The sequence below is a fragment of the Rhodobacteraceae bacterium LMO-JJ12 genome, assembly GCA_021555075.1.
Lineage (GTDB): Bacteria > Pseudomonadota > Alphaproteobacteria > Rhodobacterales > Rhodobacteraceae > JAKGBX01.
Genome location: JAKGBX010000001.1, coordinates 1,498,135 through 1,521,208, shown reverse-complemented (window position 1 = coordinate 1,521,208; position 23,074 = coordinate 1,498,135). Strand labels below are relative to the sequence as shown.

The 23,074-nt window shown below is 57.7% G+C and carries 23 protein-coding genes and 1 tRNA gene; 14 read left to right on the top strand and 10 right to left on the bottom strand.

Going from position 1 to position 23,074, the window contains the following annotated elements; all coding sequences use genetic code 11:
• The first annotated feature begins 13 nt into the window (after window positions 1–13).
• Complete coding sequence (locus LZG00_07280; GenBank protein ID MCF3593799.1) at window positions 14–697, top strand: TetR/AcrR family transcriptional regulator; 684 nt, start codon at window positions 14–16, stop codon at window positions 695–697.
• 43 nt (window positions 698–740) lie between these two features.
• Here LZG00_07280 and LZG00_07275 read toward each other — a convergent pair whose 3' ends face one another.
• Together LZG00_07275 and LZG00_07270 are read right to left on the bottom strand one after the other, a co-directional pair.
• Window positions 741–980 (bottom strand): Lrp/AsnC family transcriptional regulator, encoded by a 240-nt coding sequence (locus tag LZG00_07275; GenBank protein MCF3593798.1) that lies wholly within the window; start codon window positions 978–980, stop codon window positions 741–743.
• Between the two features lie 64 nt (window positions 981–1,044).
• Window positions 1,045–2,946, bottom strand: coding sequence for a hypothetical protein (locus LZG00_07270; protein ID MCF3593797.1), 1,902 nt, complete (start codon window positions 2,944–2,946; stop codon window positions 1,045–1,047).
• A gap of 169 nt (window positions 2,947–3,115) precedes the next feature.
• Between LZG00_07270 and hisB the strand changes: the two genes are divergently transcribed.
• Complete coding sequence (gene hisB, locus LZG00_07265) at window positions 3,116–3,703, top strand: imidazoleglycerol-phosphate dehydratase HisB (GenBank protein MCF3593796.1); 588 nt, start codon at window positions 3,116–3,118, stop codon at window positions 3,701–3,703.
• A 64-nt stretch (window positions 3,704–3,767) separates the two neighbouring features.
• Entirely contained in the window at window positions 3,768–4,406 is a 639-nt protein-coding gene (gene hisH, locus LZG00_07260; protein MCF3593795.1) for an imidazole glycerol phosphate synthase subunit HisH, read from the top strand.
• Between the two features lie 55 nt (window positions 4,407–4,461).
• Here the strand turns inward: hisH and LZG00_07255 are convergent, their stop codons facing one another.
• Window positions 4,462–4,842: a DUF2147 domain-containing protein gene (locus LZG00_07255; GenBank protein ID MCF3593794.1), complete on the bottom strand. Its 381-nt coding sequence runs from the start codon at window positions 4,840–4,842 to the stop codon at window positions 4,462–4,464.
• Window positions 4,843–5,147: 305 nt separating this feature from the next.
• Window positions 5,148–5,537: a DUF2147 domain-containing protein gene (locus tag LZG00_07250; protein MCF3593793.1), complete on the bottom strand. Its 390-nt coding sequence runs from the start codon at window positions 5,535–5,537 to the stop codon at window positions 5,148–5,150.
• A gap of 135 nt (window positions 5,538–5,672) precedes the next feature.
• Here LZG00_07250 and hisA point away from each other — a divergent pair, with 135 nt between their 5' ends.
• From hisA to LZG00_07230, 4 genes are all read left to right on the top strand, one after another.
• Window positions 5,673–6,392, top strand: a complete 720-nt coding sequence (gene hisA / locus LZG00_07245) for a 1-(5-phosphoribosyl)-5-[(5-phosphoribosylamino)methylideneamino]imidazole-4-carboxamide isomerase (protein MCF3593792.1) — start codon at window positions 5,673–5,675, stop codon at window positions 6,390–6,392.
• Between the two features lie 81 nt (window positions 6,393–6,473).
• The gene (locus LZG00_07240) at window positions 6,474–6,821 is read left to right on the top strand and encodes a hypothetical protein (protein MCF3593791.1); all 348 of its coding nucleotides are present in this window, start codon (window positions 6,474–6,476) and stop codon (window positions 6,819–6,821) included.
• A gap of 72 nt (window positions 6,822–6,893) precedes the next feature.
• A complete protein-coding gene (hisF, locus tag LZG00_07235) occupies window positions 6,894–7,655 on the top strand; it encodes an imidazole glycerol phosphate synthase subunit HisF (GenBank protein MCF3593790.1) in 762 nt (253 codons plus the stop codon).
• Window positions 7,652–7,960 carry a phosphoribosyl-ATP diphosphatase gene (locus tag LZG00_07230; protein ID MCF3593789.1) on the top strand — a complete coding sequence of 103 codons (309 nt, stop codon included), beginning with the start codon at window positions 7,652–7,654 and terminating at the stop codon, window positions 7,958–7,960. Before hisF ends, LZG00_07230 begins: the two co-directional genes overlap by 4 nt.
• 70 nt (window positions 7,961–8,030) lie before the next feature.
• On the opposite strand, the gene LZG00_07225 is transcribed toward LZG00_07230, so the two are convergent.
• The gene (locus LZG00_07225) at window positions 8,031–8,504 is read right to left on the bottom strand and encodes a CoA-binding protein (protein ID MCF3593788.1); all 474 of its coding nucleotides are present in this window, start codon (window positions 8,502–8,504) and stop codon (window positions 8,031–8,033) included.
• Window positions 8,505–8,700: 196 nt separating this feature from the next.
• The gene (gene rlmB / locus LZG00_07220) at window positions 8,701–9,480 is read right to left on the bottom strand and encodes a 23S rRNA (guanosine(2251)-2'-O)-methyltransferase RlmB (GenBank protein ID MCF3593787.1); all 780 of its coding nucleotides are present in this window, start codon (window positions 9,478–9,480) and stop codon (window positions 8,701–8,703) included.
• A gap of 93 nt (window positions 9,481–9,573) precedes the next feature.
• Between rlmB and LZG00_07215 the strand changes: the two genes are divergently transcribed.
• Together LZG00_07215 and LZG00_07210 are read left to right on the top strand one after the other, a co-directional pair.
• Window positions 9,574–9,657, top strand: a tRNA-Tyr gene (locus LZG00_07215).
• Window positions 9,658–9,803: 146 nt separating this feature from the next.
• Window positions 9,804–10,241, top strand: a complete 438-nt coding sequence (locus tag LZG00_07210; GenBank protein ID MCF3593786.1) for a hypothetical protein — start codon at window positions 9,804–9,806, stop codon at window positions 10,239–10,241.
• A 55-nt stretch (window positions 10,242–10,296) separates the two neighbouring features.
• Here LZG00_07210 and LZG00_07205 read toward each other — a convergent pair whose 3' ends face one another.
• Window positions 10,297–10,869: a hypothetical protein gene (locus LZG00_07205; protein ID MCF3593785.1), complete on the bottom strand. Its 573-nt coding sequence runs from the start codon at window positions 10,867–10,869 to the stop codon at window positions 10,297–10,299.
• Between the two features lie 107 nt (window positions 10,870–10,976).
• Here LZG00_07205 and LZG00_07200 point away from each other — a divergent pair, with 107 nt between their 5' ends.
• The 3 genes from LZG00_07200 to LZG00_07190 all read left to right on the top strand — a co-directional run bounded on the left by LZG00_07200 (window position 10,977) and on the right by LZG00_07190 (window position 16,410).
• The gene (locus tag LZG00_07200) at window positions 10,977–11,981 is read left to right on the top strand and encodes a hypothetical protein (GenBank protein ID MCF3593784.1); all 1,005 of its coding nucleotides are present in this window, start codon (window positions 10,977–10,979) and stop codon (window positions 11,979–11,981) included.
• A 157-nt stretch (window positions 11,982–12,138) separates the two neighbouring features.
• Window positions 12,139–13,419 carry an O-acetylhomoserine aminocarboxypropyltransferase/cysteine synthase gene (locus LZG00_07195; GenBank protein ID MCF3593783.1) on the top strand — a complete coding sequence of 427 codons (1,281 nt, stop codon included), beginning with the start codon at window positions 12,139–12,141 and terminating at the stop codon, window positions 13,417–13,419.
• Between the two features lie 204 nt (window positions 13,420–13,623).
• On the top strand, window positions 13,624–16,410 hold the full coding sequence (locus LZG00_07190; GenBank protein MCF3593782.1) for a hypothetical protein: 2,787 nt from the start codon (window positions 13,624–13,626) through the stop codon (window positions 16,408–16,410).
• A gap of 149 nt (window positions 16,411–16,559) precedes the next feature.
• On the opposite strand, the gene hppD is transcribed toward LZG00_07190, so the two are convergent.
• Entirely contained in the window at window positions 16,560–17,657 is a 1,098-nt protein-coding gene (gene hppD / locus LZG00_07185) for a 4-hydroxyphenylpyruvate dioxygenase (GenBank protein ID MCF3593781.1), read from the bottom strand.
• Between the two features lie 149 nt (window positions 17,658–17,806).
• On the opposite strand from hppD, the gene LZG00_07180 reads away from it, so the two are divergent.
• Together LZG00_07180 and LZG00_07175 are read left to right on the top strand one after the other, a co-directional pair.
• Entirely contained in the window at window positions 17,807–18,262 is a 456-nt protein-coding gene (locus LZG00_07180; GenBank protein MCF3593780.1) for an Lrp/AsnC family transcriptional regulator, read from the top strand.
• A 21-nt stretch (window positions 18,263–18,283) separates the two neighbouring features.
• Window positions 18,284–20,170 (top strand): monovalent cation:proton antiporter-2 (CPA2) family protein, encoded by a 1,887-nt coding sequence (locus tag LZG00_07175; GenBank protein MCF3593779.1) that lies wholly within the window; start codon window positions 18,284–18,286, stop codon window positions 20,168–20,170.
• Between the two features lie 3 nt (window positions 20,171–20,173).
• On the opposite strand, the gene LZG00_07170 is transcribed toward LZG00_07175, so the two are convergent.
• Both LZG00_07170 and paaZ read right to left on the bottom strand, forming a co-directional pair.
• Window positions 20,174–20,965: a PaaX family transcriptional regulator gene (locus LZG00_07170; GenBank protein ID MCF3593778.1), complete on the bottom strand. Its 792-nt coding sequence runs from the start codon at window positions 20,963–20,965 to the stop codon at window positions 20,174–20,176.
• A gap of 71 nt (window positions 20,966–21,036) precedes the next feature.
• Entirely contained in the window at window positions 21,037–23,052 is a 2,016-nt protein-coding gene (paaZ, locus tag LZG00_07165; GenBank protein ID MCF3593777.1) for a phenylacetic acid degradation bifunctional protein PaaZ, read from the bottom strand.
• Window positions 23,053–23,074 lie beyond the last annotated feature (22 nt).

Genomic DNA, 23,074 nt, shown 5'->3' with positions numbered 1-23,074 from the left:
CTCTTTTGTGAAGATGTTAAACACCAAGCAAAAACAACGCCAACGCGCCCCCAGCAAACGCTCGCTTGAAACCCGCGCGCGCATTCTTGATGCGGCCGAGGCGGTGTTTTCCGAACATGGATTCGATGGTGCTTCGATTCGCGACATTGCCGCACGCGCCGGAGTGCAAACCGCGCTGGTAAACCACCATGGCGGCAGCAAGGATGAGCTTTTCTTTACCGTGGTTGCACGGCGCGCCGAACCGCTCTCACACCTGCGTGTCAATGCCCTCGCAGCACGCGAGGAACTCGGCCCGCTCGATCTGCGCTCGGTGCTTGCCTGCTTTCTTGAACCCTTCCTGCACCAGGTTTTTGAGGGTGGAGCCCATTGGCGCGCCTATGGCCGTCTGATCGCCCATGTCTCCACCGACGAGCGCTGGCGCGAGATTGCCGCACGCTGCTTTGACCCAACGGTCGAGATTTTCATCACCGAAATCCGCCGCCTCCTGCCCAACGCCTCGCGTTCTCAGATCGGCGCATGTTTCGTCTTCATGGTCTCGTCCATGCTCTCGATCTGCGCCTCGCTCGGGCGCATCGAAACACTTGGAAGAGATCAGGAGGGAATTTCAGACGGCAACGCCACCCCGACGCAAATGATCGAAACCCTGCTCGATTTCTGCGAGGCGGGATTTCTGGCGATTTCCCCACTCAAGGCCTGAGACCACCCACTGCCTCTCGCCCATCCCGCAGCAGGCGCAACACTCAGAACGCGTTAAACGTCAGCGTCGTCAGCGAGCGTTCGATGCCGGGGATGTCCAGCAGACTATCGTTGATAAACTTCCCGACATCCTGATCTGCGGGGATATAAAGCTTGAGGATCAGGTCATATTCCCCGCTGGTCGAAAACAGCTCGGAATGAATTTCGCGCAGCACGATTTCTTCGGCCACCTTATAGGTCGTGCCCGGTTTGCAGCGCAGTTGCACGAAGACACATGTCGACATTTTCATCGCCCCTTCTGGATCGCCGCAAGCTGGCATGAACCCGCCAGAGGTTCAAGCGGCCTCGTCAATTTCCGCCCCCTGAAACTGCCTCAACCTCTGCCGTCACCACCGGCCGGCGCCCCGGCCCCGTCACATCATCCAAAACCATCTGGTTGAGCGCGCACCACGTCGCATAATTGGCCCAACCCGCATGCCCTCTAATCGCCGTATCCAGCGCGCGGGTATTCCAAAACGGGCTGGTCCCCGGCGACACGCTCAAGGCCCCCAGATTACCTTTCAGGTTCATCCCCTGACGCCACTGAATACGCGCCTTGTTCAATGGTCCACCAATATTGGGCAATTCCTGTTTGCGCGACCCATCCCCAAGATAGCTGGTATCCCAATTGGCAATCGTGCCGTTTTGCGACCACATCTCGCGCGTCTCGCGCAGCCAGCCATCGGCAGGCGCGCACCATGACGCCTCGGGGTTTGAGGTATTGCGATAACGCGAAAGATAACGCGTGTTCTTGCCTACCGCCCCCTCCAGAACGGCCACCTCATGCGACGTTCCCGCCGCTTCACCCCGCAGCACCAACTGGCTGGCATAATCCGGCGTATAATGCCCGATGGCCACCACCCTTTCGCGCGCCTGCTGGCCCTCTATCTTGCGCGCAAAGGGAAAAATTTCACCCGTCGCCAGATCATGTTCAACGTCCCGGTCCTTGGCCTTCAACGTCCCCCAGTTCCCTGCTGATGTCAGAGAAACATAAATCGGACGCTGTTCCTTGGGGTAAAGTCGATACCACCGCGCCAATTCCGCGCGCTCAGGACATTCACCAGCCTCGCCCCCCGGTTGCCAACAGGTCAGCCGATTGCTGTCCTTCAACCCGGCACGCGCCCGCTCGGCCCGCTGAATTCCAAGCCACGCCCCCGCCTCTGCCGCCGGGTTGAGCAGCACCACCAGATCGCCCACCAGCGGCGTCATCCTTTGCCCCGGCACATGGCGCTTCACCTTGGCCTCTGCCTGCACGCGCAGCATCTCGGCCAGCATGTTGCCGCCCATCGAGTGCCCGAAAATCAGAAACTTGTCCGCCGCCGCATTGCCGGGGCGCAACCACAACTCGCCCTGCAACTCACGCAACACCATCCGCAAGGGCGATTTGAAATTCTTCGGCACCGTGCCTTGGCAATTGCCCCGTCCGCCCCCCAACCGACAACTCACATCCCACCGGTTCCAGAAGGTCAGCGCCGGCCCGATACTCTCCAACCCTGTCGGCGCGCCCTGGTCCGGGTTTTCATCCGACGGCCCTTCTTTCACCCGCTGCCCGTTCCAGCCGATAAACACGCCGGTAACTGCCGCATTGCAATAGCTGCCATCCGCCACACAACGCGTGTTCAACGCCGCGCGCGAATAGGCCAGCATCCGGCGAAACTTGCGCACATCCCCATCGCGCAGCTCGGCATTGTGACGCCATCCGTGCACATAGGCGACCACGTAATTCTGCACGCCTGCCTTATCCTGACGATCCAGATGCGCCTTCACCGCCTGCAACTGCCAGGGTAGATCCAGCGATCCATCATCCGCCAACTCGACAAACGCCAGATCGTATTCATCGCTGCGCTGCAACGCCCGCTCATTGACATCTGCCAGCGCCACCCAATCCTCATCCGGCATCGCCAGATCCGAAACCGTCACCACCACCGCCTCGCCCTCGCCCGCCTCCGCCCGCGCCTGCGCAATCGCCGCCACCAGTTCCGCACGCTTGGCCCGTGCCTCTGCCGCACCCGGCATCAAATGTCGCTGCATGGCACAACGCCGCTTTTCCTCTTTTCCAAGCTCCTGATTGCCCGCCTGCAAATCATGCGGCTCTGCGCAAACCGGCTCACTTAACAAGGTCTTGCGAAATGGCCCCTTGGCCGTCGCACAGGCGCTCAATCCCGCCAAAACCGCCATGACCACACCCAAACGCAGCGCAAAAACCGACATCGCAAACAACCTTTTCTTGTGTAATCGCGAAACGATACACCCGAATCGTCACTACGCAAAATGTCACGCCCGCGCAAAAACCCATGCCATTGCGCATGCAACCGCTTCCAACCCGCCGGGCGCGCTCCTATAACGGCCCCGCATTACCTTGAACCATGGGAACAGCCTTATGCGCAGCGCCAGCGTCACCCGCAAAACTGCGGAAACCGAAATCAGCGTCGAAATCGCGCTCGATGGCAGCGGAGCTTACGACAACCAGACCGGTGTCGGCTTCTTTGATCATATGCTTGACCAACTTGCCCGCCATTCGCTGATCGACATGAAAATCCGCTGCACCGGTGACTTGCACATCGACGATCACCATACGGTGGAAGATGTTGGCATCGCCCTTGGTCAGGCGCTCACACGCGCCTTGGGCGACAAAAAGGGCATCCGCCGATACGGAAGCTGCCTTTTGCCAATGGACGACACCCTCGTGCGCAGCGCGCTTGATCTCTCGGGCCGCCCCTTTCTGGTGTGGAGCCTTGATCTGCCAACGCAAAAGATCGGCACGTTCGACACTGAACTGGTGCGTGAATTCTTTCAGGCGTTCAGCACCCATGGCGGCATCACGCTTCACGTCGAAGCTCTGCACGGGCTGAATTCGCATCACATCGCCGAAGCCGCGTTCAAATCGGTCGCTCGTGCGCTGCGTGACGCGGTTGAAACCGACCCGCGCAAGGGCGATGCGATCCCCTCGACCAAGGGCACGCTCTAAGACATTTCCGACGCTCCGGGCCTGATCCGGGGCGTCTCCCCCCTTGCACAAGACGGGACCACCCATGTTCACCGCCATCGTTGACTATGAATCCGGCAATCTGCACTCGGCCGAAAAGGCGTTCCAACGCATGGCCCGTGAAAGCAACGCTGGCGAAGTGCATGTCACCTCTGATCCCGATCTGATCCGGCGCGCCGCGCGCATCGTCTTGCCCGGCGATGGCGCCTTCCCGGCCTGTCGCACCGCACTCTTCGATCATCGCGGCGTGTACGAGGCGATTGAAGAAGCTGTGACAACAGGCGGCAAACCCTTTCTCGGCATCTGTATCGGGATGCAAATGCTTGCCACGCACGGGCTTGAATATACCGAAACGCCGGGGTTCGACTGGATCGGCGGCGAAGTGGTCAAGATAGCGCCCTCAGATCCCGCTCTCAAAGTGCCGCACATGGGTTGGAACGATCTGGTGATCGACCACCCTCACCCGGTCTTTGAAGGGATCGAAACAGGTCAGCACGCCTATTTCGTGCACTCCTATCATTTCCGCGTCACCGACCCTGCGCATCGCCTTGCGCATGTGGATTATGGCAGCGAAATCACCGCAATCGTCGGACGCGATAACATTCTAGGCATGCAGTTCCACCCCGAGAAAAGTCAGAAAACCGGCCTTCAACTGATCGCGAATTTCCTCAACTGGACGCCCTGAAGCGTCTGAGAGCCCACACGTCGCGCGCCCTCACTCAAAGCCGCGTTGCCAAGCCCTACTTCAGCCGCGTCCACACCTGCGACTGGCAAACCGGCCCAAGACAGCCCTTAACAGTCATCTTGCGGCCCATGAGATGGAATTTTCCGGCCACCGTGGCTTTGAAATGGCTCACATACATCTGCCCGGCATAGCTGTCTGCGCCGACCGGCTTCACATCCCAGATCACCTGCTTGCCGACATTGGGCGTCTTCACCGCCCGTCCGGCCTTATCCAGCGCGCTCACAACCGTCCCACACAGGCTCGCGCCGCATGGCGACATGAGGATGTGCCCAACCTGCCCCTTCTGGTCCGGCCCGGTCAGCCAAAGCCCCGCCGCCGTCTCTGCCGCAGCAGGCATCGCAAACAACGCAAGAAACGAAACAAGCAGAGGTCGCATTTCGGGGCTCTCCTGCTGCTGACCTTGGGGTCGCAGCGTACATGTCCCGGCACCACACCCGGACGCAAACCACAATACGCGGATTTTCAGATTGTCACCAATGAAGGTTTCGTGTCCCACCCCGCAAGGCGGAACGACGCCGAAACGCAGGCCCGCAGATCGCTCAATGTCGTACGTTGCATTAAGCTTTCGCGGAGCCAAAAGTTAACGCCTGACCCGGTGCACAAGAAGTGCCTTGTCAGTGCACGCGAAACACCCCCGCCCTTGGGCGGAGGATTAACCTTTTAACCCGACCGGACGATTGCTTACTTTACCCGCGTCCAATTCTGGCTCGAACACAGCATCCCACCGGCGATGCATCCCTTGAGCTTCAACTTGTTGCCGCTCACCTGCATCTTGCCGATATAGATCTTGTTGTTGGACGGGCGCCAAACTTTGCCGGCGTAATAGCCTTTGCCCTCGGGTTTCATGTTTTGAACCAACAGCTTACCCTTGTTGGGTGAGTTGTATTCACCGCTGGCGTTGAAGGTACGCGCAATTGTTCCGCACACATTCGTTCCGCATTTCGTCATCTGGATGTGCGCGTAAGATCCATCATCCACTTCGGTTTTCCAGATGCCTTCCGCCGGGTCCGCCATCGCAGCACCCGCCATCGCCAACAGCCCAATCGCCGCCAAGCCCATGATTTTCTTCATTTTTATTCTCCTCCCTGAGTTCCCCTCCCAGTCTGCTTCCTGCGAGGACTCCATTCAAGCTTAACTTGAGGTCACGTTGCATTTGCCGCGCCACCATGTCAAAGGATTCCCGCCAGCAAAACAAGGGACAAAACAATGATCCTCTACCCCGCGATCGACCTCAAGGATGGCCGCGCCGTGCGCCTTGTGCATGGCGAAATGGAGCGCGAAACCGTGTTCAACGAAAACCCCGCCGCGCAAGCGTTGGAGTTTGTCGAGGCCGGGTGCGAATGGCTGCATCTTGTTGATCTCAATGGCGCTTTTGCCGGTGAACCGGTCAACGCCGCACCGGTCGAGGAGATCCTGAAACAGACAAAAACCCCCGCTCAACTTGGCGGCGGCATCCGCGACATGGCCACGATTGAGCGTTGGATTTCACGCGGGCTGGCGCGTGTCATCCTCGGCACGGTCGCCGTCGAAAACCCCGCCCTGGTGCGCGACGCGGCCCGCGAATTTCCCGGCAAGGTCGCCGTCGGCATCGACGCGCGTCACGGAAAAGTGGCCACCAAAGGCTGGGCAGAAGAAACCGATATCGACGCGACCGATCTTGCCAAATCCTTCGAAGATGCCGGCGTCGCCGCAATCATTTACACCGACATCTTGCGCGACGGTGCTATGAAAGGCCCAAATGTAGAGGCAACAGCGGCGCTGGCCAATGCGGTATCAATCCCCGTCATCGCCTCTGGTGGGGTCAGTTCCCTTGACGATCTCAGGGCGCTCAGAACCTGTGGCGCGCCCCTGAACGGTGCCATCTCGGGCCGCGCGCTTTATGATGGCGCGATTGATCTCAAGCAGGCGCTGGCCGTATTGGCCTGATTGCCTCAGCAATCCGCAATTGACACGCCTTGGTGCGCGTCCGATACTCATGCCATCCGGAATTTTATCAACGGATTGATTATGCTCAACGATTTTCTGCTATCCTTCTTTTACGGAATGCCCGCCATCGTGGCCGTCGCCACGGCACACGACCTGAAAACACCGCAGGCGCGGTTTGTGATGTTCTGGGGCGGCTGCCTCGCCGTTATTCTCGTCGCCCTCCTCGTCATCCCGATGATGGCCTGCGATGGACATCTGATGAAGACCCATAGCGTCTGCCTGGGTGGGAGCAACGTGACAAACCTGTTCAACACCCTCGCACCGGTCACGAAAATGGCGGCCATGATCTATATCCTCGGGCTTTTCCCCTTGGGCATTCTCGTGCGGTTTGCCGACAGCTATGTCGGCCGGGCCAAACCGGTCGGCTGATTACCGTCAAGCCGTTGCCCCTTGCCGCGTTTCTTGCCATAGAGATGCAGCGTAGTCAGCCGGGGCCGAGCCATGCTCAAGATCCGAATTATCCCTTGCCTTGACGTGGCCGATGGCCGCGTAGTCAAGGGCGTGAATTTTGTCGATCTGGTCGATGCCGGAGATCCGGTCGAATCCGCGCGTGCCTATGACGCTGCGGGGGCTGATGAGCTTTGTTTTCTTGATATTCACGCCACCCATGAAAATCGTGGGGTGATGCTGGATATGGTCACGCGCACTGCTGAACAATGTTACATCCCGCTCACTGTTGGCGGCGGTGTGCGCACGGTTCAGGATGTGCGCAAACTTCTGCTCGCCGGGGCGGACAAGGTCAGCTTCAACTCCGCTGCAGTCGCCAATCCAGACGTCGTGGCCCAGGCAGCAGATCAATTCGGCAGTCAATGCATCGTCGTGGCCATCGACGCCAAGACCGTGACTCCGGGGAAATGGGAAATCTTCACCCACGGGGGCCGCAAACCCACCGGCATCGACGCGGTTGAATTCGCTCGCACCGTGGTTGCAAAAGGCGCCGGTGAGATCCTGCTGACCTCGATGGATCGCGACGGCACGCGCGCTGGCTTCAATCTGCCGCTCACACGCGCGATTGTCGACGCTGTCGATGTTCCGGTGATTGCTTCGGGCGGCGTCGGCACGCTCGACCATCTGGTCGAGGGCGTCACCAAAGGCGGTGCCTCGGCCGTTCTGGCCGCGTCGATCTTTCATTTCGGTGAATACACCATCGGCGAGGCCAAGCAATATTTGGCCGCCGCCGGCATCCCGATGAGGCTGACATGACACTGGAAGACCTGGAAAAAATCATTCTTGAACGCGCCTCTGCCTCGGCAGATGAAAGCTGGACTGCAAAGTTGCTCGCCAAGGGTCCGGAGAAAGTGGCCGAAAAATTCGGGGAAGAAGCCATCGAGGCGCTGATCGAGGCCGTAAAGGGCGACCGCCAACGGCTTACCTCCGAGGCGGCAGATGTCCTGTTTCACCTGCTTGTCATGCTCAAATCGCGCGACATTGCCTTGGCTGACGTTCTGGAGGAGCTTGCCAGCCGTCAAGGTCAATCCGGGCTGAAAGAAAAAGCCAGCCGGACCTAAGACACCCGACTTTCACCTTGCACGCTTGTGGTTTTCGCCATTTCCGCATCCGACCGGAAAAGGCAGGTTTTCACAATTTCGAAGAAATCACGCCGGTGTTGAACCCACCCATGCGCAGCTCTCCGAAGAGCCGTTGATATTCGATTTTGGGACAGCGGTTCATGATCACATCCACACCCCGCGCGCGCGCACGCTCGGCGGCTTCCTTATGCTCCACCCCGATCTGCATCCAAATGGTTTGCAGACCGGAAAAGGCCTCTAACGCCTCATCTACGATTGGCGGAACATGTTCGGACCGGCGGAAAATATCAATCATATCCACAGGCTCGGCGATTTCCGAAAGGTTTTCGCGCACGGTTTCGCCCAAAAGCACCTTGCCCGCGTGAACTGGATTGACCGGAATAACCTTGTAACCCTTCAGCGAAAGATAGCGCGCGACATAAAAACTCGGACGCACTTCGTTCATCGACACCCCAACAACCGCTATGGTCTTGGTTCGGGAGAGAATTTCGCGCAAATGCGAATCTGAATAGGTTTCACTCATATGCCAACCATAGCCTTAAAGCTGTCGGGAAAAAAGCGCCCGGACATGTCCGGGCGCCAGTCACGGAACGAGGGACAGTGAAGTGAAAGACAGGAGTTCCGCGCCTGCCTTTCTGATCTTCAGATAGAAACTTTTTGCAAGTTATGAAGAGGAAGTAAGATAATTGTGAAGACAGCATCCACAAGTCCGATTTGCCCTAGCGTGGCAACGATGCGTAAAGTGCGACCGCAGCCGCGTTCGATACGTTGAGCGACCCAAATGCGTCTGCAAAATCTATCTTGACCAAAGCGTCACAGGTCTCGCGGGTTTTCTGGCGCAGACCCGGCCCCTCGGCCCCCAGAACCAGCGCGACAGGGCGATCCCGAACCCCTTCAAGTGCCGATTCTATGGTTTGATCGGCTGTGCCATCAAGTCCAAGCATCAGATATCCCATAGCCTTCAGCTCTTCCATCGCGTCCGACAGGTTGCGCACCCGCAAATAGGGCTGGCGTTCAAGTGCGCCGCTCGCAGTTTTGGCCAAAGCCCCGGTTTCGGGCGCCGAATGGTGCCGAGGCGCAATCACCGCGCAGGCACCGAACACTTCCGCCGAACGCAGAATCGCGCCGACATTGTGTGGATCCGTCACCCGATCAAGCAACAAGACACGCGGAACCCGTTCGGGCACGCCGACACAACGCTCGGCCAAACTGCCCCAATTCAGTGGTTTGACCTCCAGCGCCGCGCCCTGGTGTACCGACTGCGCGTCAATTGGCGCTGCAAACTTGCGAGCATCGGACAGATCAGGGGTGATTCCGGCCTCGGCAATGGCCTCGCCCAATTTGTCAGCGGCGTTCCTCGTCACCACCAAGCGCAGCTTTTCGCGAGCCGGATTCAGCAATGCATCGCGCACGGCATGCAGGCCAAAAAGCCATACGGTTTCCGCAGCTTCCTTGCGGCGCGCCTTTTCCTTATCGATCACCCAGGTAGGCTTCTTCATCGCGGTCTCCGAACGCCCCGTCTTTCCCGCCGCATATCACGGGATTTTCCTGTTGACGACCCCATGAGACCACAGTAATCACCCCGACACAGTGGGCGACAGGCCGCAAGGTGTGGCAGGGGACTGTAACTCCCTCGCGGAGACGCACGCCTGGTTCGATTCCAGGGTCGCCCACCATTTCATCCACACTTCTATCTTCTTGCGAAGCATACCGGCATCGCGCCAGCCAAGCAGTCGGGCCGCCTCTTGCGAAATTTTATGAATTTCAATGTGCGTGCCAGTGATTAACGATTTATCAGGTTTGCTATGGCAGTTTTTGTGCCATGGGCGACAAAGGCAATCTTCTCCGGGTAATCCTGATCATCGTATTTTTGGCGGCGCCGGCCGTAACCGTCCGTATCCTGAGTAACTATTCCGATGCCCCCTATCTGCAACCTCTTGCATTGACCAAGAAAGGCATTTCCGCCTTGGAAACCACGCAAGAGGGCAATGGCAATGCAAGAATTGACGTTCATGTAAACTGGGGGCGCGAGACGACTGGAACACTTACCCAAGAACAACTGCACAGACTGCTCACCACCACCCTGTCACAACAAACAGAAGCCTATCACTTGGTATTTCACGACATACCAGGCAAAGAAATCGGCGTGGTTTTTGTCGTGGGGTCCAACCGCTATGGCCCTTATCCACCCAATATCATGCTCGGCGGGTTGAATTCCGCACTGATGGCTTTGCGCATGACACACCGACCACGAGGATAGGCTTACGCCCCGCCTTGCCATTCACATTCGTGCTCAAACGACCCGGCGGAATGGATCAAGGCATGAGAACATTTTTCCGTTCAAAAACAGCAGCTTCACGCGTCAGATCATCATAAATAAGCTCGACGGACAGCGAATTGACCGATTGAAATGGATGCACCTCATAGATCTTTGCATCACTGGGTATCGCGTTTGGGGCGTTTGTGTCGAGTTGGCAGGGCGCCAATGGCCACTCCTGCATCGGGGCACCATTGATCGAATAGCGCACACCAGCCAAACCGCATCGCCAAGCCAGGATATGTGAAAAGTAGACCAAATCTTTGCCATCATATTCTCGAATGGCGACCCAGTTTCCCTTGGTTGCGCTCATGATCGGCTTGATCTCAATGGCAGTTGTGAACTTTCCCGTCGGCACTTGCGGCTCGGCAGTATATGCACCGGTCTCCGGGGTGGTCAGGGCGGTTTCGGTTTCGTCCGTGCCATCTAACAAGCCCCCGCCAGAACTCTGAGACGGTTGCTCAACGACCACCGCGTCAGTAGCGGGTGCAGGCATGGGCGCCTCCATTGGCCCACCCCCACCGGCGGCCCCCATCGAAATTGCGAAAACAATGAAAATATTGTCGAGCATGTGGAATTCCTTTCACGTCAAATTTGTAATCAATTTCTCCAAAGGCCTTTGTCGTCAGCCTCACTCCTTCTATACTGCGCGTTGAGCAGAGCGAGGCAGGTGCAATAATGGCCGCAAAGGCAAAGGAAAGCCAATCCTTCAATGTGGTGATCATCGGTCAAAATGGACGCCTGCAATATGAAGCACTCCTTTTTGTAGCCTCTTTTCGCCATTTCAATCCCGATTTCAAAGGCCGCATCTTCGTGGCAGAACCCCAGCCCGGACCGAAATGGTCACGCGACCCACGCATCGGCAATGGCGCGGTCATAGAGGCTCTTGAAGGACTCGAAGCCGAAATTCTGAGTTTCGAAAACCATCACTTCGGCGAGACTTATCCCTATGGCAACAAGATCGAGGCTCTGTTCGCCCTCCCCGAGGGTGAACCTTTCGTCTTTTTCGATACAGACACTCTGATCACGGGCGATTTGGAGACTGTTCCGTTTGATTTCACACGCCCCTCCGCTTCACTGCGCTGTGAAGGCACCTGGCCCAAGCTCGAACTCTATGGCCCCGGTTACACCGATATCTGGAAATCGCTTTATGACAAGTTCGGGCTGGATTTCGAAAGCTCGCTCAATCAGTCACAGCCTGACGAATACTGGAAGCGCTATCTCTACTTCAACGCGGGCTACTTTTTCTATCAGTGCCCCAGAGCCTTTGGCGAAAAATTCCTCGAATATGCGCTGGCGATCAGTCGTGACGCTCCGGAAGAACTGGTCTGTCAGGAGCTTGACCCGTGGCTTGATCAGGTTGCTCTCCCGCTGGTGATCCATGCTTTGGGGGGCGGCCGCGACTCGCTGCCCGCAGGGTATCTTGATGGCCAGGTCAGCTGCCACTACAGGCTCTTTCCGCTTCTCTTTGCCCGCGAAAGCGATGCAGTCGTCGCCGCTCTGGAAGAAGTCACCGCCCCCAACAAGATCAAGAAAGTGCTCAAGCAATATGAGCCGATCAAACGGATGGTCTATCAGAACCGTGGCCAGAAGGTGCGTGAGATGTTCGACCGGGACAATCTCCCCCGACGCGAGCAGGCAATCCGCAACCGAATCAAGAAAGCCGGTTTCTGGATGCGATGAACCGAGCCAATCTTCCTACCACTTGGCCAAGCCCGGAACGCTGTTGTATTTCAGGCTTTGCAATTGAAACACCCTCCTTTCCGCGTTGAGCACAGTTGTGAGAGCAAAGCGAATGCCCTAGGAGTCGCTCAAACACAAATCAACGGGAGCGTTTTTCATGACCTACGGCTTCGATACACTGCAAATTCACGCGGGCGCGCGCCCTGACCCGGCCACAGGTGCCCGCCAGACACCGATCTATCAAACAACGGCCTATGTCTTTCGCGATGCCGATCACGCCGCCGCGCTCTTCAATCTTCAGGAAGTGGGTTACATTTATTCGCGGCTGACCAACCCGACAGTAGCCGTATTGCAAGAGCGTATCGCCACATTGGAAGGTGGCCAGGGCGCTGTCTGCTGTTCCTCGGGCCACGCGGCCCAGATCATGGCGCTGTTCCCATTGATGGAACCAGGCCGTAACGTTATCGCGTCAACCCGGCTTTATGGCGGCACGGTCACCCAGTTCGCACAAACGATCAAACGTTTTGGCTGGTCGGCCAAATTCGTTGATTTCGATGATGTCGACGCCGTGAAAGCAGCCATCGACGATGACACACGCGCAATCTTCTGCGAATCCATTGCCAATCCCGGCGGCTACATCACAGACATTCCGACAATTGCGGCGATTGCCGACGGCGCACAAATCCCGCTGATTGTCGATAACACATCGGCCACACCATACCTCTGCCAGCCGATCAAGCTGGGCGCCACGCTGGTGGTGCATTCCACCACCAAATACCTTACCGGTAACGGCACGGTCATGGGTGGCTGTATCGTCGACTCAGGCAATTTCGATTGGACTGCGTCGGGCAAATTCCCTTCCCTGTCCGAACCCGAACCCGCCTACCATGGCCTAAAATTCCATGAGACCTTTGGCCCGTTGGCGTTCACCTTCCATGGCATCGCCGTGGGGCTGCGTGATCTTGGCATGACGATGAACCCGCAGGCGGCGCATTATACGCTGATGGGGATCGAAACGCTGTCTCTGCGGATGGAGCGCCATGTTGAAAACGCACGCAAAATATCGGCATGGCTGGAAAAGGACGAGCGAATCGAAGCTGTTACCTATGCCGGCCTGCCCTCCTCGCCTTATTACGACCGCATAGAAACGGTTTGCCCAAAAGGAGCAGGCGCGCTTTTCACGATCAAGCTAAAGGCAGGGTATGACGCTTGCGTCAAACTGGTCGACAGTCTTGATTTGTTTTCGCACGTTGCCAATCTCGGCGATACGCGCTCGCTCATAATCCACTCGGCCTCCACCACCCACCGTCAGCTCACACCCGAGCAGCAAGAAGCCGCAGGTGCGGGCCCCGATACCGTGCGCATTTCCATCGGCATCGAAAATGCTGACGATCTGATCGCCGATCTCGATCAGGGGCTGGCCAAGGCCACTGCCTGACACATCCAAAAGCTGACTGAACTCTTTTCCGCCCCGGCTGCCCATGGTTGCCGGGGTTTTGGTTGAACCCACCGGCTCCGTCCCCATATCATCCTTGAGCCGGTTGAACCCGAAACTCCTTTGCCCCGGCAATTTGTTGCGATAAAATTAGTCAATGTTGGGTAAGACTCCCATCACATCTGAAAGAGTGTTAATTCCCCGGCAATGAAACCAAATTTTGCGCTATCGCTCTCGTTTGAGGGCATAGGCCTGCTACACAGGGCCTTCCCCGGCTGGAACCGGGTGGGCGAGGTTGCGCTGGATTCGCCGGATCTTCCCGGCGCGCTTGAGGTACTTCGCGAGACTGCGCAGCAAATAAATGGTCAAGACCTGACCTCCAAACTCATCATACCGAATGAGCAGATCAAATATCTCAGCCTTGACCTCGGTCTCATGGATGAGGTTCAACGCACCCAAGCCATTCTGAAAGCCCTTGACGACGCCACCCCCTACCCCGTCGATCAACTCGTCTATGACTGGACAATGGACGGGCAGAAAACACAGATTGCCGCCGTGGCACGCGAAACTCTCGCAGAGGCCGAAAAATTCGCGTCAGATCACGGGTTCGGCCCCGTCTGCTTCGTAGCGATACCCCCACCGGGACAATTCGCGGGTGAGCCGTTTTTTGGCCCGACCGATCATGCCTCCGCGCTGTTGGCTAACGGCGACGAAGTGCATCGCGACATGGCGCCGATCAAGGTCACAGGTGTCGTGCGACTTCCCGACCCCGGGGATGAAGAAACCGAACAGGCAACACCCGACGCCTCGACCAGCCTCGACGCAGACATCGCCAACGCCCCGTCAATTGAGACCGAGCCGGAGCAGGCATCTGCTGCGGTTGAAGCTTTGGGACCTGACGCGGCGCAAGAGATTGTCTCGGACTCCGCGACAATAGCGCCCCCTCTGGACGAGGAAACCGAGCCTGATACCGAATCCGATCTCGGTTCGCTGGGTGTCTCTGTGCTCTCTGATACTTTACCCTCCATAGAGGGCGAAGAAGCCGAGGCGGAACCGGAGACAGTGGGGACAGAAGCAACTGCTGCTGTCGACGATGTCGTTCCACACGGCTCGCTTGACGAAATTACCTCTGCCAGTGATGCGGTTGACGAAGGGAATGACAGCACCCCTTCTTTTTCCACCATCCGCGCGGTTCGCGACGATGATAAGGACATCGTCGCACCTTCACTGAGCGGAGTGCGCCGCAATCTAGAAGGTCTGATAGCCGAGCCGCTCACGCCTGCAATCGATGACCATGTCGAAAGCGCGCCTCAGCCAATTGAAGCGGAACCAGAATCTGACCTTGAGCACGATGTATACGTCGCGGCACCAGCGCCAGAATTGGAGCATTTCCAAGAGCCGACTCAGTATGACGACGATATAGGCGCATCCGATTCAAACGCCGAACCACCAAGAGGGCGGCTTTCCTTCTTAAGCCGCCGGGGCTCCGAGATGGCTTCTGGCCTTGCTGGCGGTGTAAGAAACTCGCTTGCAAACAGGTCCGCTCGCCGCGCCGGGGCAAGAGCCGCAGAAGCCAGCTTTGAGCCGACAGGTGAGCCGGAACTGGTAAGCGAACGTCAGCGAATGACGGTTTTCGGCGCCCGTAAAGCGGAAACCGAAAAGCGAGCCATCGGTGGCAAGCCGCGCTATCTCGGCCTCATGCTGACGGCGATTCTGCTGGTCTTTCTGGCTGGGATTGCGGCCTGGGCGTCAATCTTCATGGATGACGGTCTGGCCCGGCTTTTTGCCCCCCGCGAAGCCGAAGTCGCAATCCTGCCCCCCGGCACTGCTGATGAGCTGAATGTCGAGGGTGACGAGGCGATGGTGCCCGCAATGCCAGGCGATGGCCCCGCCATTGCTTCTTTGGAAGCGCCAGAGGAGCCCGCTGAAATCGCTCCGTTGGCCCAACCCAATTTGCCCCAAGCGCTGAGCGAAAAGGAAGCACAGGATCGTTATGCCGTAACCGGCGTGTGGCAACGAGCCCCGCAAGAGCCCCAGCTACCGGACCAGAACTCGCTTGATGACCTTTATCTCACGTCGATTGATCCGCGGGTCGATGCCCAGGACGCAGTCGCGCTTCCCGAAATTGCGGCACTTGCCACTGATCTGGTGATGGGCCGGGTGCCTCTGCCTGCCAAACGCGGCAGCCGGTTTGAACTTGATGATCGTGGCCTTGTCGTTGCCCGGGCTGAAGGTTCCCTCACACCAGAAGGGTTTCTTGTGTTTGCAGGCCGCCCACCCTCGACTCCTGCGGCCATGCCTCAGCGCAACGAGATTGAGGAGCCTGCCGTTTCGGCAGCGAATGAGAGACGTGCGGCCATACGGCCACGCGTGCGCCCCGAAGGTCTGATCGCGCAGAACGAGCGCGCCAATCTGGGTGGGCTAACCCGCAGCGAACTGGCAGGCAAACGGCCCAGAACTCGGCCCGCATCAATTCAACTACAAGCTCAGGCAAAGCGGGATCAGGAAGAATCCGAAGCTGCCGCTGCGAAGGCAGCGGTGGAAAGCGCATTGGCTGAGGCCGCGACGGCGACGACACCCATTGAAACCGGCACAGCACAGGCCGTGGCAGAGTCGCGCAAACCCAAACCACGCCCAAGAAACTTTGCCAGGGTGGTCGAAAAAGCCCGCGATTCAAACGAAACACAGGAGGTAACCAAGGTCGCCGCTGCCGTTCCCCAACAACAACAGACCGCGCCGAAAATTCCGTCAAAATCCTCGGTCGCCAAGGCAGCAACCGTGCGCAACCAATTGAATCTTCGCAAAATCAACCTGATCGGCGTTTATGGCAAACCCAGTTCACGCCGCGCACTCGTGCGACTGTCAAATGGTCGTTACAAAAAGGTTCAAGTGGGCGACCGGATTGATGGCGGTCGTATTTCGACCATTGGTGACGACGAACTCAGTTACCAGAAGAACGGTCGTAACGTTATCCTGAAGATGCCGCGCGGATAGCGCAAAGACGACGGTGGAAGAGCCACACGCTAGACTTGCAATGCTGTGCTGATCGCCTCCCCATCAGAGCCCAAACCTCATAAATCCGCAAGTGAACCCCGACCAAGATTCATCCGGCCGGGGCTTTCAATATTCAATGATAGGGGGCACTACTGCGCGGCTTCAATCTCACCGTTTTCGATCTGTTCTCGCTCGATCGACTCGAAGAGCGCCTTGAAGTTACCCTCACCAAAGCCATCATCCCCCTTGCGTTGAATGAATTCGAAAAAGATCGGTCCTATCACGGTCTTCGAGAAGATTTGCAGCAATATACGGGTTTCGCCACCACCCAGAACGCCTTCTCCATCGATCAGGATTCCGTGTTTCATCATCCGGTCAACCGGCTCCTCATGGGCTTTCACCCGCTCGAACGACATATCATAATAGCTCTTTGGCGGGCCCGGCATGAAGGTCAGCCCCCGCGATGCGATCTCGTCGGTGCTGTCATAAATATTCTCGCTGCCAACAGCGATATGCTGAATGCCTTCGCCATTGTATTTTTTCAGATAGGCCACGATTTGCCCGGTTTCGCCCCGATCCTCGTTGATCGGGATGCGAATCTTGCCACATGGCGAGGTCAATGCACGGCTGAACAGCCCGGTGAACTTGCCCTGAATGTCGAAAAACCTGATTTCCTTGAAATTGAACAGATTGCCATAGAAATTGAACCACTTATCCATGTTACCCTTGAATACATTATGGGTCAGATGATCGAGATAATAAAACCCCACGCCCTCGGGATGCGAATTGGTAATCCAGTCGAACTCGGCGTTATAGGCCGAGGTATCGAAATAATCCTCGATGAAGTAGATCAGGCTGTCACCGATGCCATAGATTGTCGGCACATCCATGCTCTTGCCCGATCCTTCGTATGGTTTCGCACCCATCGTTACCGCGTGATCAAAGGCATGCTGTGCGTCCACCACCCGCCAACCCATCGCCGGGGCGCAGGGGCCGTGTTCTTCAATGAAATCCGCAGCGTGGCTGTTCGGCTCCCTGTTGATCAAATAGCTGATATCGCCCTGTTGCCACAGTTCGACGGCGCGAGTCCTGTGGTTGGCAACATGGCTGAACCCCATCTTCGTAAACGCTTCGCGGAGCTTCTCAGGTTCAGGGTGGGCAAATTCGACAAATTCAAAGCCGTCTGTGCCGGCGGGGTTTTCGTCGGAAATCGTTGCGCGGGGGGCATCGTGCGGGAATGGGCCCATGAGATCGGTCTCCTGTTTGGCGTCACGTCCTGTTTCAGCTTTCAAAATACATAACATCGCAGGGTGTCTTTGCGCGTTTTTAGCCATCCAATGTTGTATTTTCGCGGGAATTCCGCATAGACTGACGGAAACATGCAGGAAACCCGCATATGCTTGATGACGCCGATTCGCGGCTTCTCGCTGCAATTCAAAAAAACGCACATCTCACTGCGCAGGAGCTCGGGGAGATACTCAATCTCTCGGCCAGCCAGGCCGGGCGGCGGCGGCAGCGGCTTGAGGCAGGCGGCATCATCCAAGGGTATCACGCACGGCTCGATCCGCTTAAACTAGGATTGGCGGTTCAGGCCTTTGTCCAGATTCAGTTCACGACCCACGCACCCGATCAAGCCAGCAGCTTCACCCGCCTGATCGAAACCCGTTCGGAAGTTATTAGCGCATGGGCGCTGACAGGGGATGCAGATCTGTTACTCCGCATCTATACCAAAGACTTGGCAGGGCTAAATCGATTGATTCACGAAGTCCTGCTGCCGCATCCGGCTGTCAGCCGGGTTCATAGCCAGATCGTTATGGACCAGGTCAAGGCCGATGCGGTTTTGCCAGTGTAAGATGACGCGAAAGAGCGGGACATGGACAGCTTCCTGTTGCAAGCCACGATCTACCTTGCAGCGGCCGTCGTGGCCGTGCCGATTTCCGCTCGGCTCGGATTCGGTTCGGTGCTGGGGTATCTCGCAGCGGGCATTCTGATCGGGCTCATCCCCGGCATCGGGTCGGAAACTCAGAATCTGCAGCATTTCGCCGAGTTTGGCGTTGTCATGATGCTGTTCCTGATCGGGCTCGAGCTGGAACCAAACGCGCTCTGGGATATGCGTCACCGTTTGATCGGGCTGGGCGGCATTCAGGTGGTTGGCACCTGGGCAGGTATTTCTCTTGTTGCGATTGCTCTCGGCCTTGATCTAAACGCCTCCATTGCCGTTGGCATGATCCTGACGTTGTCCTCAACTGCTATCGTACTACAGACTCTTTCCGAGAAGGGCTTGATGCAAACACCGGGCGGGCGCTCGTCCTTCTCCGTCTTGCTGACACAAGATATTGCGGTCATCCCGATGTTGGCGCTCATACCGCTTCTCGCCGTGTCTACGCCCGTTGCCTTGAACCCTGACGGCTCGATGAAGCGTCTGATGGTCGAGGACGCGGCGCATCACGGGCCCTCTCTGGTCGAAGGCCTGCCGGGTTGGGGCGTTACGCTTGTCACCATCGGCATGGTCGCGGCGATCATACTTGCCGGGATCTACCTCACACGGCCGCTCTTTCGCTATATCCACACGGCACGGTTGCGCGAAATGTATACCGCATTGGCCCTGCTGATCGTGATTGGTATTTCATTTGGCATGACGCTGGTCGGGCTTTCACCCGCGCTTGGCGCGTTTCTGGCCGGGGTTGTTCTGGCCAACTCCGAATTTCGCCATGAACTCGAGAGCGATCTACAACCCTTCAAGGGCCTGCTTCTCGGATTGTTCTTCATCACGGTCGGCGCCGGGATTGATTTTTCCGCCTTCCTGTCACGCCCTGCCAACATCATCGGCCTGACCTTTGCCTTGATCGTGGTCAAAGGCGTTGGCCTTTACCTCCTCGGGCGCGCCTTTGGCCTGCGTCACCGCGATCTCTGGCTCTTCACACTGGCTCTGGCACAAGCGGGTGAATTCGGCTTCGTGCTGATCTCATTTTCGCTGCAACAAGGCGTTATCCCCCCCAATCTCAGCGAAAAACTGTTGCTCGTTGTGGCCATGTCGATGCTGGCTACACCTTTGCTATTCATCGCCTATGAATTCCTGTCGCGTTTCGCGCCCTCCATATCCGAGGAAGCTGCGGCACCGGATGCAATCGACGAAAAAGGCCCTGTCATTATCGTTGGCATCGGTCGCTTTGGACAGGTCGTAAATCGTCTGGCAAGGTCCAGCGGGCTCAAGACCGTCGTGTTGGATCACGACATGAAGGCTATCGCGCTGCTTCGCGAGTTTGGTTACAAGGGGTTTTTCGGAGATCCGACCCGCCCTGACCTTCTGCACGCTGCCGGGTTGAAAGAAGCACAAGTCCTTGTCGTCGCGCTCGACAACCCCGAAGACGCTGTTCGACTGGTTCGATTTGCACGCCGTGAACGCCCGGATCTGCACATCATTGCGCGAGCACGTGATCGCGGCCATGTTTTTCAGCTTTTTCATGCCGGCGCCAACGATATCGTTCGCGAGATGTTTGACAGTTCGTTGCGGGCCGGTCGCTATGTGCTCGAAAATGCGGGGCTTACGGAATATGAAGCCGCCGCCACAGAACAGGCCTTCTACGCGCGCGATCGCGAGTCCATGCTCGAACTCGCCGAACTTTGGGATCCAAAAATCGAAACATCAAAGAACAAGGCTTACCTCGCACGCGCGCGCGACCTTGAAAAAGACCTCGAAATCAGCCTCGCCAACTTCATCGAACAGCGTGAAACAGAAGGTGGTTCCGAACAGTCCTGATCTTCAGGTCTCCACCGCTGCAACCAGACTTGAAGGGGTGGGTCGAACCAGCAAACCAAGGATATCGCTCACCCGCGTGCGGCACAATGCGCCGTGCCACTCGGGGCCCATCAACGTCTCGACCCCCGTACCATGGCGCAAGACCAACCGGCGCCATTGGTGCAGCGCAACAAGACGCAAAACCGCTTGTTCCAACACAGATTGAGGCGTTCTCAATTCCTTTGCAAGAGTCAGCGCTTGGGCCAGCATTGCATAGGCCGTGTCCAATTCTTCGGGAACAAGAACTGATTTCATCCAATCGGGCACAACTCCGGGCCTGGCATCCCAGGCAAACAAAGCCACCGGCAATTCCGTTGCCCCATTCGGCAAAATCGCCACGCGGGCGCTTATCAATATCAAGTCAGGATGATCAACGCCCTGCAATGCCTCTGCATTGGGAGCGATCAATATCTGCCATTGCTTGGGGTCCCTCACGGCTTGTCCGTAAACCCGCGCATAGACTGATCGTGTCAACTTGCGGCCATGTGCCGTAAGCCCATAAAGCGACATTCGCCCGTCACGCTCCGAAGTGATCCAGCCGTCGCGTCGCAACCGATGAATCGCCACCCGCAATGCTTCGGGCTTGATCCCCATCGGATCGGTCAGCCTAGTCAAAACCGGGCCGGGCACGCGCGCGCCCTCTTCGGCGGCCAGGTCGCCCAGGATGGTCACGATCAACGACCACGCCTTGACTGGCCCACAGGCCAGCAGGCGGTCCAGAACGGTCTGATATGTCACCGGAATTCCCTGATCCATGACGACTACCTTATCACCACCGTGCCCACCCGTGTAGAGCGCATTTTTTCGGCTAGCCTATCCGCTACCGATCAAAAAGCATTCATGGTCAACAACTCATACTCCGCCACCATGTCACCATCCTGATTGGTCAGGGTCACGTGCCAGCGCACTTCGCCATACTCATCGTTGCGCGCGGTCTTGGCCTTGACGCTCAGCCGCACAGCAATGCTGTCACCGGCTTGCACCGGCTTCATGAACCGCAAGTTGTCAAGGCCGGTATTGGCCAGAACCGGCCCCTCGTTCGACTCGACAAACAGCCCCGCCGCAAAACTCAAAAGCAAATAGCCATGAGCCACACGTCCAGGGAAGAACGGGTTTCGTTTGGCTGCCTCGTCATCCATGTGGGCATAGAACGTATCGCCGGTGAACTCGGCGAAATGTTCGATATCTTCGAGGGAAATGACCCGCGATGCGGTGTGAAGCGTTTCTCCGATCGACAATTCGCCAAACCTGCGGGTAAACGGATGCGCCGGGCCGGTGATCTCAGCGGCCCCCGGCACCCATTTCCCGCCCACCGCAGTCAGAATGTCCGGGCTGCCCTGCACTGCCGTGCGTTGCATGTAATGCATCACGCCGCGCACGCCGCCCAGCTCTTCGCCGCCGCCAGCACGCCCCGGACCGCCATGCACCATATGCGGCATTGGTGATCCGTGGCCGGTGCTTTCCTTCATGGAATCGGCATTGTTGACATAGATCCGCCCGTGCCAGGCCCCCGCACCCAGCACCACCTGACGCGCCACATCGCCATCGCGCGTGATCAGCGAAGTAACAAGACTGCCCCCGCCGCGATTGGCGAGCGTCACGGCATGATCCAGATCGCGATAGCCCATCACGGTCGAAACCGGCCCGAAGGCTTCGGTATCATGCACCCGCTTGGCCGCGTCCGGATCGGCGCAATGAAACAGCATCGGCACCATGAAGCCGCCCTTGCCGCCCATGGGCAGATCGTCCGAGCCAAAGACCCGCTCCGCCTCGGCCCCGATTAACGCGACTTTTTCCAAAACGTCTCGCCTCTGGCTTTCCGACACCAACGCCCCCATTCGGGTCGCTTCGTTGCGCGGATCACCGATCACCACTTTCGCAAGGCGCTCTGACACTGCCTCAATGACGGGCTGCACCAATGCCTCGGGCGCAATGATCCGCCGGATCGCTGTGCATTTCTGACCCGCCTTGGCGGTCATCTCACGCGCAACTTCCTTGACGAACAGATCAAACTCCTCCGTTCCAGGCCCCACGTCCGGCCCCAGGATCGAACTGTTCAGACTGTCCTGCTCCGCTGCGAAACGCACCGAATTGGACAAGATTACGGGGTTCGAGCGCAGCTTGAGCGCGGTATCCGCCGATCCGGTAAACGCGACCACATCCTGCGCACCCAACCTGTCCAACATGTCGCCAAGTCCGCCCGCCACGAACTGCAAAGAGCCCACGGGCAAAATTCCGCTTTCCAGCAACATCCTTACGCAAAGTTCGGTAACATAACACGTGGCTGTCGCCGGTTTCACAATCGCTGGAACACCAGCCAAAATGCTCGGCGCCAGCTTTTCCAGCATCCCCCAGACAGGGAAGTTGTAGGCGTTGATATGCACCGCAACCCCTTGCAGAGGTGTGCAGACATGCTGGCCCATGAATGCGCCGGTCCGCCCCAACTGCTCCAAACCGCCATCCAGATAGACTTGGGAGTCAGGCATCTCGCGCCGCCCCTTCGAGGCAAAAACAAAGAGCGTTCCAATCCCACCGTCTATGTCAATCATATGGTCCGATTGCGTCGCGCCGGTCTCAAACGATATGTCATAAAGCGCTTGCTTGCGTTCATTGAGATAGAGCGCCAGCGCCTTCAGCATCTTTGCGCGCTGATGGAACGTCATCGCCCGCAAGGCCGGGCCGCCCTGCCCGCGCGCAAACTCCAGCATCCCCGAAGCATTGAGCGCATCGTTGCCCGCCTCGGCAATCACCTTTCCGGTGATTGCGCTGGCAATCGGTCTGGCTCCGCCACCTGGCGCCAACCATTCTCCCGCTGCGTAACTTCCAACTTGCTGCACTGACATGGCTTTCCCTCCCCAATCTCGT